Source organism: Bacillus sp. JJ1521 (genome assembly GCF_036965165.1).
Lineage (GTDB): Bacteria > Bacillota > Bacilli > Bacillales > Bacillaceae_L > Ferdinandcohnia.
Genome location: NZ_JBALOX010000099.1, coordinates 155 through 9,733 on the forward strand (window position 1 = coordinate 155; position 9,579 = coordinate 9,733).

Genomic DNA, 9,579 nt, shown 5'->3' on the forward strand with positions numbered 1-9,579 from the left:
ATCGTGGCATCCGCCAGAGGCTTTAACTTTTTTTGCAGAATTTACGACTACTGCAAAATAAAGTTAGTACCTTCTTTGGAATTTGTTTCGAATCAGGATTGCAATAGAGTTCATTAAAAATAGAACGATTAGTAGGATCACAATTGTTGCTGCAGCTAAGTTCGCATATTCAGCCACTAGGGCAGAATCAAGTGTCCAATAATAGATTTGCATCGGCAATACTGTAAATTTGTCAAAAACACTATCTGGAAGTGGAATTAGTAAAGCCGGAATCCCAATAACAACAAGTGGAGCAGTTTCGCCAATTGCTCTTGAAAGTGCCAAAATAACTCCTGTTAGAATTCCTGGTATTGAGGCAGGTAATACAACATTTTTGATAGTCTGCCATTTTGTTGCGCCCATTCCGTAGGAAGCTTCACGTAAGAAGCTAGGAACTGCACGAATTGCTTCCTGACTCGCAACAACCACAATCGGAAGAACTAATAGTGACATTGTTAGCCCACCTGCTAAGACAATATTCCCTAAACCGAAGCCACGAACAAAAACGGTAAGACCTAAAATTCCAAATACAATTGACGGAACACCTGCAAGATTTGAAATATTCGTTTGTATGAAGCGTTGAAGGCGTCCTTTTTTTGCATATTCTTCAAGATAAATCGCTGTACCAACACCAAGAAAAAGTGTAATTGGTGCTACAACAATCATTAACCAAAGGGTTCCTAGGAGCGCACCCATGATTCCGGCGTTTTCAGCTACAGTTGATAGCTTACTCGTTAAAAATTGAATGTCAATCCATCCAATACTTTGGGAGATGACTCGATAAAATAGTATTAACAAAACTACTAAACTGAATAATACTGAGATTAAAAAGATCGTTTTTGCAATTTTATTTGTCATTAAACGTGTGTTTAATTTCTTCTGCACCTGGGCTGTATCCACATATTTCATTCTTAATATTCCTCCTTAAACTTGCGAGAAATATATTGAGCAAGTAAGTTCATGATTAGTGTAAATGCGAATAAGGTCATTGCTACCCCATATAGGCTATAATAAATGGTTGATCCAGCAGGTGCATCGCCGCCATTTACTTCAACAATATAAGCCGTCATTGTTTGCATTGATTGGGTAATATCAAATGTAAAGTTCTTTGAGCTTCCACTCGCAATCGTAACGATCATCGTTTCCCCGATTGCCCTCGATATGCCCAGAACGAAAGAAGCAATGATTCCAGACATTGCAGCAGGAATAACAACCTTCCAGGTTACTTCAAGTTTAGTTGAGCCTAGACCAAGTGCACCTTCCCTCATGGAATTCGGCACGGCGCTCATTGCGTCCTCTGATAGGGATGCAACCATTGGAATGATCATGATTCCCATTACGATACCTGGACTAAGAATATTAGTCGGTTCAAGACTAGGAAAAATAGATCGTAATAGAGGTGTCACGAACGTTAAAGCAAAGAAACCATATACAATTGTGGGAATCCCCGCAAGAATTTCAAGAATTGGTTTTAAAATTCTTCTTACTCGATCTGAAGCATATTCACTCAAATAAATGGCGGACATCAAACCGACAGGGATCGCAACTATCATTGCTATAGCCGATGAAATAACTGTTCCTGTTAATAGAGGTAATACCCCAAATTGAGCATTTTCGCCAAGGGGTTTTAACACTGTACCCGTAAAGAAGTCGAGAAATGGTACGCGTTTAAAAAACTCGAATGTTTCAAATAGAAGAGTAAAGACAATACCTACAGTAGTTAAAATTGAGATAATAGCAATTAAAAGTAATCCTTTTGGAATGACTTTTTCAATTACTGTGTTTATGCTTTTATTGCTTTTGTTTTTAGCAATCAGCTCTCTTACGTTTAAAGCTTTAGAACCTTCCTTCATGATAAACTCCCTTCAATTCAACATTTATCAAGACCAAAAATGATTTTTCTATCTATAATCAGGTTGAAGATGAGAGCTATTCCTTCTCTCATCTTCACTTTGAAACTATTATTTTAAACCTTCTAATTCTCCAACTAATTTTTGTAATTCATCTTCTGGAAGTGGAGCGAATCCAGTTTCTGCTGCAACTTCAGCTGCATTTTTCATAGTATAGATTGCATAGTCTAATACTTGTGGCTTTTCTTTAGCCATGTTTACATTAAGGTAAGTGAATACTGGTCTAGTAAATGCTCCATATGCAAAGCTATCACCTTCACCAATTGTTTCTAGGCTAGGCTCAACTGCACCGTTACCAAAATCAATTTTTACCATTTTCACTTTTTCTTTGTTATTTACTGCATAGCCATATCCGAAGAAAGCAATTGCGTTTTTATCTTTTGATACTAAATCAACTAATGTTGAGTATTCTTGTTGAAGATTTGCTGAAGCTACAAGATCTTGCTCATCCAAAATCTTTTCCCAGAAGAATTCATACGTACCATGGTTTTCGTTAGGACCGTATGTTTTAATTGGCTCATTTGGAAAATCAGAACGTACATCAGACCAATTTTTCTTACCAGCACTTTCTAAGAAAATATCAATTACTTCTTGCTTTGTAAGCTCGTCTGCCCAATCATTTTCAGGGTTTACAACGAATGTTAAACCATCAAGAGCAACTTTTAATTCTTTCGCATCGATTCCAAGATCCTTAGCAGTAGCTGCTTCTTCTTCTTTAATTGTACGTGATGCATCATTGAAATCTGTTCCGCCTTCAGCAACTAAGAACTTTTTGAATCCAGCACTTGTTCCAGCGCGGCTAACTTCTACTGATACATTTTCTTGTTCATTTGTCATATAATTTTCTGCCATCTTGGACATGAAAGGAAATACTGTTCCGGATCCATCAATTACAACGCTACCTTCTAATTTTTCAGCACTTGCATTTTCATTACCTGTTTGTGGCTCTTCTTCTTTTTCTGTGTTGGCTCCATTTCCACATGCTGCTAAAACAAGCATTGCAAATGCAATCATTGCTAAACCTAAGAACTTAATGCGTTTCATTTCCTTTATTCCCCCTAAGAGTGAGTTTGTTTTGTTTTATCTTACATGTATTAGAATAATCTCAAACTATTAATCTCGTATGAATTGAATGTAAAGCTTTTGTAAATTTAAATAAAATGATGAATTCACCCACTTTTTGTCGAAAGTATAATTACCGTAAAATTGCATAGAAAAAAGCCTAACGAAAATCCGTTAGGCTTTACTTCATAATTATTCAGTTCCTTGTGCTTCATCTTCACCAGCTGGTGTTTCTTGCTCTGTATCTGTGTCTTGTGTTTCTTCCTGTGTGTCTGATTCTGGGTTTGGTGTTTCTTGTTGAGGCTGTGTGGCTCTCGTTTGTTTTAGCTCAAAATATTTATCTAAAATTGCTGCCCCAACTGTAAGGTTCATATTATTTGATGATTTTCCATAGTACGCGTAAGGAATTACGACCGCAAATGCCACCTCAGGATTATCAAAAGGAGCATACCCTACAAGTGTACTATTAACAGCCTCCACTCCGTTAATAAACGATTGAGCTGTACCTGTTTTTCCAGCAGCATTATATGGTTTACGTGCAAATGACCCACGAGCTGTTCCTCTTGATCCTTGATAAACTAATTTAAATCCTTGCTGGACCCGATCGAAATATTTCTGATCTATATCGATTTTATTTAATACGGTTGGTTCAAATGGCTTTTGAATCGGACCTAATTCATTCTCATCCATTGTTGGTTGATGAATTTCCCTTACAATCTTCGGTTGCATTCTGTAGCCATCATTCGCAATCGTAGACACATACTGTGCTAATTGTAAAGTTGTATAGGTATCATATTGTCCAATTGCTAAGTCCATTAAAAGACCAGGATTAAGTTGTGACCCAGGAAATCCTGTCGTTTCGCCTGGTAAATCAATACCTGTCTTCACACCCAAACCAAACTGACTGAAATAATTTCTAACGGTACGAAATGCATCATAATCAATCGAAATCGATTGACCGGGGACATAATGCCCACCTGCTAAATCTAGGAACGTCTTAAACATATATACGTTAGATGACATTTCAAGTGCTTTAAGGTCATTAGTATCCCCTAAGTCTTTCCATGACTTCTTTACAGGAGTATCTTTAATTCTTACTGGTGAATCATAGTACCTTGAACCAATATTAATTACTCCTGTATCATAACCAGTTAGCATGGTGGCGCCCTTGACAGTGGACCCCATCTCATACGCGGCATTCATAGTACCTAGTGCATAGTCCTGGAAACCCATTTTGCCGTCTTCCCCTCTTGCATAGACCTTACCAGCCATACTTAAAATTTCTCCGGTTTTAGGGTTCATCATGACGACAAATGCGCGGTCAAGATACTGTGTACCACTCTTTTGTTTAGTTTCTAACATCTGCTCTTCAATGATTTGTTCAACTGCTTGCTGCAGCTCCATATCAATGGTAAGGACAAGGTCACTTCCCCTTTGTCCTTCTGAAATCACAATTGTTTCCTGAACAGCATTCCCTTTAATGACATTTTCCACTTTAGCCTTTTGACCATGTAGTACGGATTCATATTGTTCCTCTAAGTAACTTAATCCAACGCGGTCATTACGGTTATATCCACGGGCTAAATAATAATCTAACTTATCGCCTGGAAGACCTTCATCTGTATCAGAGATTCTACCAAGAATGGATTTTAAGGTAAACTCATATTTGTAATCTCTAACCCAATCAGTTGTCGTATTAACACCGGGTAGTCTCTCAAGGTTTTCACTGACAACCGCATATTCCTCTGGGGTCACATTTTCATTTTTCACAATCTGAGGGACTAGTGCATAGCCCTTAGTCATTTCACGGAAAATAGCCGCTACCTCTAACTCAGGTTCAGTTATCGTATTAATATCTTCTTCTGTAATCCGGTCAATTTGGAGTTTATAAATTTCCTTACTGGATAAATCTCCATCTTGCTCTTTTTGTAATTCATCTTCAGTTACTTTCTTTTTAGCCTCATCAGGATTTTTTAGTATCCAGAAATCCTTCAGATCACGTTCTGTTACTTTATCAGTCTTCATCTCAATTAACGTAGCAAGGGTTTCCGCAACCTTAAGCACATCCTCTTGCTTTGTTCCTCTTGCACGTGTATAAGTGATTGCATTTAATGCTTTATTATCCACAATGACATTTCCATTTTTGTCATAAATCTTTCCCCTTGGTACAGGAAGATTTACAACTTCGTTTTCTGTCTTATCTACTTCTTTTTGAAATTTCTCACCATGAACAATTTGAACAACCCCAAGTCTTAATATGAGAGCTGAAAAAAGTAAAAAGACAGCAAAAAATAACATATTTAAACGAAAGGGAACATGTGATTTTTTCTTTTTCATCATTAACATCAACTACCTTTATTTTTTAGCCTATATTTAATTTTAGCATATGAATGAATGCTTATGAATAAAAAAGGCACCCAGCCAGACCAGGTGCCTTTCTTTCTATTGTAAAAGAAACTCAAACATTTTTCCATGATTAAATATTGGCTAGATGGTTAAGCTGTGGAACCACCCTCGCCTTCAATTAATTTACGGTTTGCAGCCGATTTGGATTGAACTGGACCAGCTGCTTCGGGTGTTTTAATTCGCCTAATTGGAAAATAAAGCAGTAAATGTCCTGCCCCAATTATAGCTAGAAGAAATGGAATACTTTGCTTTTCATCAAAAAAGGTGACTGCGATCAGAAATAATACTATTGATAAAATCCTGCCGAGATTTAAATAGATTTCTCTTACAACAACATATTCGATCCTCATCTCTTTTGCGCTCCACCCCTTACCTATAACATCATAGGTTAAAGAATTATATGGAACAAGCAAAATTGGATAACCCACCCCAATAATAACACCATATAAAATCAGCCTTGCATAGGTTACATCAAAAAGAATCGCAAATATAGCAAGATAAACCATTAAACCACCAACAAGAATTGCCTTTTTGCGCATTTTCTTTTTGATTAACCTCGTTGCTAGAAAGTAGAACAAGAAGGATACGGCTGAATTTATTAATCCAAATTTTCCTAATGCCAACTCACTTCCAGTTGCGACAAAAACAAAGACGGAAATGACAAAAACAAATGTGCCTTCACGAATTCCTTGAAAAAAGTGAGCATGTAGGATATTCTTCCAATTTGAATTATTTTTGCGTTCATCAAGTATTCGCCTAAAAACAAAATCTCCTTCAGCTCTACGCCTTTTCAAGAAAAAGCTAAGCACAACTGCACCGGTAAACAAACCTAAGGAAATTCCAAATATAACGGTGTAGCCGGTAAAGCTCTCCATTGATGAAATGATGATTCCCGCTGCAATGGGACCAATCATTCCTGCAAATGAACCAAGTAACCCTAAAAAACCATTGAAAAAGTCACGTGTTTCTGGCTCTGTAATTTCAAAGGTTAAGACATTAAAAGCTAGCCAGTAAAAACCATAACCTATCCCAAGCAGAGCTCCCAAAATTAACAAATATTGTGAGGCGTTTTCACCAATCCACAAAACAGTGATATAAAAAATGGCTAAAAATGAAACTCCAAGCCTTAATACGATCACCCTATCAATTTTTTTGGCCCATCTCCCTGCAAGTATAAAGGTTAACGGTTGTAAAACGACGACCGCTAAATTATATAGGCCTAAATCTTTAAAATCACCTGATTGCTTCCATAAGTACACGTTTACGAATGTGTTTGATAATGCGATACTTAGTGCATATAATCCCCCAATCACAAGTAACAAAATTAAATCCTTGTGTATGGGTACATTACCGAGCACCTTTTTAAAACGAGACATTTGCTGACTCCCCTTTTTCTATCTACACCATTATTGTGTGATAAAAAAATGGAGATATACAAAGAAAAGCTTAAGGCGCCCGCCCATCGGCGACAAGCATAAGACAAGCGCTGACAGAAGGCGCATTTTGCCTTCAGAAGCGATTAGCTTATGACCTCGATCCGATGGCGGCTTAAGCTAGCCATGAACAAAAGTGCAAGCGCCTTGAAAAGCGAACCATCGACTAACGCCGCCACGTCCTGTGGCAAACGTCGATATCAGCACGTCCTGTGCAAGTCCTACAAGCATAAGAAAAGCCGGCGAGAAGGATGCCTTTTATCCTTCTTGACGGATTGGCTAGACCAGAGAGGAGCTAGGCGCTGGAACTAGACAAAAACAAAAAAGCCAGTGGACAAGTCCACTGGCTTTAATCATCATTATTTTGCAGCGCTGTAACGGTTTGCTACCTCTTCCCAATTAACTACATTGAAGAATGCAGAAATGTAATCAGGACGACGGTTTTGATAGTTTAAGTAGTAAGCATGCTCCCAAACATCAAGACCAAGAATAGGAGTTTTACCTTCCATTAATGGAGAGTCTTGGTTTGGAGTGCTAGTTACTTCTAACTCACCATTGTTAACAGCTAACCAAGCCCATCCAGAACCGAAACGAGTTGTAGCTGCTTTTGAGAACTCATCTTTAAATGCTTCAAAGCTTCCGAATTTGCTGTTGATTGCATCAGCTAATTCACCAGTTGGCGCACCGCCACCGTTAGGAGAAAGTATTGTCCAGAATAAGCTGTGGTTTGCATGTCCACCACCATTGTTTCTTACTGCTGTACGAATATCTTCTGGAACAGCATCAAGATTGGAAACTAGTTCTTCTACTGATTTGCTTTCTAAATCAGCTTTGCCAGCGATCGCATTGTTTACATTAGTAATGTAAGTGTTGTGATGTTTAGTGTGATGAATGTTCATTGTTTCCTTGTCAATGTGTGGTTCTAATGCATCATAAGCATAAGGTAATTGTGGTAATTCGTATGCCATGGTAAATTCCTCCTTAATAATATATGTAATATAGAACCTTTTGAAAACGAATTCGCTTTCAGCAGCCCTCACTTGTTAGATTACCAAAATTAGTATAATCTTTCAAATAAAAAGCTTTGTTATTTATTTAACACCAGAACTAAGATTCCACTGAAGATTTGATTTTATACTTAAAACACGACAATTAAAAAATAAATAATCATGAGGACTTGAATGACTCCTTTTGCAAGAACACCACTTAGAAAACCAATGAGGGAACCTATTCCGCTTTTAAAAGAATCCTTTAGATCCTTTTTATGGACGAGTAGTTCCGCTAGAAATGCTCCAAGGAATGGACCGATGATAATACCAAAAATCGGAATCACAAATGGTCCAACAAGAAGTCCAATCGTACTCCCCCAAACGGCCGCTTTGCTTCCACCATACTTTTTTACACCAAGTAAATTAGTAGCATAATCTGCTCCTAATAAAAGAAGTAGAAAAAGCCCTTCAATCACCCAGAACCATATTGTCAACGAATCGAAGCCTTGAAAAAATCCATATATTAGAAATGCACCTGCGATAAAAAGCACACTCGGAATGATTGGATAAACAAGCCCTACAAATGCAATTACAAACAAAATAATAATGATTGTCCACATTAGAAATCCCACGATTTTGCCTCCCTTTTAAAAAAACAAGGCAAAAGCCATGTTTTCATAAAATATTAAAGATGCCTTTTGCCTAGAACGGCTTCGGCAATATTTACAGCATGGTCACCGATGCGCTCTAAATTACTAATGAAGTCAACGAATACAATACCCGCCTGTCCCGAACATTTACCTTCATTTAAACGAAGAATATGTTTCTTACGTAATGATCGCTCCATTGAATCGATTTTTTCCTCTTGTTTAACAACATGAATCGCTAAAGTACGATCATTATTTTGCAGACATTGAATTGCCTCACTCACTGTATAATTCGTTAATTTAAACATTTCATTTAAGTCTTCTAACGCATCTCCTGTTAGCTTTACTTTAGTTGAAATTTGGTAGTCAACCAATTCTACTACGTTTTCGAAATGATCCCCAATCCTTTCAATATCACGACAAGTGTTTACTAACATGGAGTGTAATATTGATTCTTGTGGCGAAAGGGATCTGGATGAAATTTTCACTAAATACTCCGTGATTTTTTTATCAAGATTATTGATAGCATCTTCAATTTGAAGAGCTGTATCTGCAAATTTTTGTGATTTTTCATTTAAATATGTATTTGATTCCTCTAATCCCTTAACTGCAAATCCGCCCATTCGCACAATCTCTTCTTTTGCCTGACCTAATGCAATTGCCGGAGACTGTTCGATAAAAACAGGGTTAAGATGCTTTGACTTGTATTCAATAAGTGAATCCTCTCCTGGAATTAGCTTTGTTACAATAAAAGCTAAAACAGCAATGAAAGGAAATTGGATAATCGTATTTGTTACGTTAAATATACCGTGCGCAAATGCAATCGTCATTTCCGGATTTAAATGCAATGTAATTTGTAAATATGATATAAAGCTTGTAAACGGTCCAAGAATAATCAAAAATATGATTGTTCCTATAATATTAAATAAGACATGTGTTAATGCAGCTCGTTTAGCGGCAACGGAAGCACCAATTGATGCTAATACAGCAGTGATTGTTGTCCCGATATTATCACCAAACAAAACGGGTAATGCCGCATAAATGTCTAATAAACCCTCACCAAATAATCCCTGTAATATACCAATCGTTGCAC

General features: G+C 37.3%; 8 protein-coding genes. All 8 read right to left on the bottom strand.

Annotated features, from left to right (window positions below):
- Positions 1 to 63: 63 nt before the first annotated feature.
- Positions 64 to 948 carry a phosphate ABC transporter permease PstA gene (pstA, locus tag V7147_RS14400; protein WP_335368541.1) on the bottom strand — a complete coding sequence of 295 codons (885 nt, stop codon included), beginning with the start codon at positions 946 to 948 and terminating at the stop codon, positions 64 to 66.
- A 2-nt stretch (positions 949 to 950) separates the two neighbouring features.
- Complete coding sequence (gene pstC / locus V7147_RS14405) at positions 951 to 1,892, bottom strand: phosphate ABC transporter permease subunit PstC (RefSeq protein ID WP_335368542.1); 942 nt, start codon at positions 1,890 to 1,892, stop codon at positions 951 to 953.
- A gap of 108 nt (positions 1,893 to 2,000) precedes the next feature.
- Positions 2,001 to 2,993, bottom strand: a complete 993-nt coding sequence (locus tag V7147_RS14410) for a PstS family phosphate ABC transporter substrate-binding protein (protein WP_335368543.1) — start codon at positions 2,991 to 2,993, stop codon at positions 2,001 to 2,003.
- Positions 2,994 to 3,203: 210 nt separating this feature from the next.
- On the bottom strand, positions 3,204 to 5,351 hold the full coding sequence (locus tag V7147_RS14415) for a peptidoglycan D,D-transpeptidase FtsI family protein (protein WP_335368544.1): 2,148 nt from the start codon (positions 5,349 to 5,351) through the stop codon (positions 3,204 to 3,206).
- Positions 5,352 to 5,506: 155 nt separating this feature from the next.
- The gene (locus V7147_RS14420; protein WP_335368545.1) at positions 5,507 to 6,793 is read right to left on the bottom strand and encodes an MFS transporter; all 1,287 of its coding nucleotides are present in this window, start codon (positions 6,791 to 6,793) and stop codon (positions 5,507 to 5,509) included.
- Between the two features lie 416 nt (positions 6,794 to 7,209).
- Positions 7,210 to 7,818 carry a superoxide dismutase SodA gene (gene sodA, locus V7147_RS14425; RefSeq protein WP_335368546.1) on the bottom strand — a complete coding sequence of 203 codons (609 nt, stop codon included), beginning with the start codon at positions 7,816 to 7,818 and terminating at the stop codon, positions 7,210 to 7,212.
- 170 nt (positions 7,819 to 7,988) lie between these two features.
- The gene (locus tag V7147_RS14430; protein WP_335368547.1) at positions 7,989 to 8,471 is read right to left on the bottom strand and encodes a DUF456 domain-containing protein; all 483 of its coding nucleotides are present in this window, start codon (positions 8,469 to 8,471) and stop codon (positions 7,989 to 7,991) included.
- 53 nt (positions 8,472 to 8,524) lie between these two features.
- A partial coding sequence (locus V7147_RS14435) for a Na/Pi cotransporter family protein (RefSeq protein WP_335368548.1) occupies positions 8,525 to 9,579 on the bottom strand: 1,055 nt, incomplete at its 5' end.

Coding starts and splice junctions, on each gene's coding strand:
- pstA (WP_335368541.1), bottom strand. CDS start 948: ATGAAATATGTGGATACAGCCCAGGTGCAGAAGAAATTAAACACACGT.
- pstC (WP_335368542.1), bottom strand. CDS start 1,892: ATGAAGGAAGGTTCTAAAGCTTTAAACGTAAGAGAGCTGATTGCTAAA.
- V7147_RS14410 (WP_335368543.1), bottom strand. CDS start 2,993: ATGAAACGCATTAAGTTCTTAGGTTTAGCAATGATTGCATTTGCAATG.
- V7147_RS14415 (WP_335368544.1), bottom strand. CDS start 5,351: ATGATGAAAAAGAAAAAATCACATGTTCCCTTTCGTTTAAATATGTTA.
- V7147_RS14420 (WP_335368545.1), bottom strand. CDS start 6,793: ATGTCTCGTTTTAAAAAGGTGCTCGGTAATGTACCCATACACAAGGAT.
- sodA (WP_335368546.1), bottom strand. CDS start 7,818: ATGGCATACGAATTACCACAATTACCTTATGCTTATGATGCATTAGAA.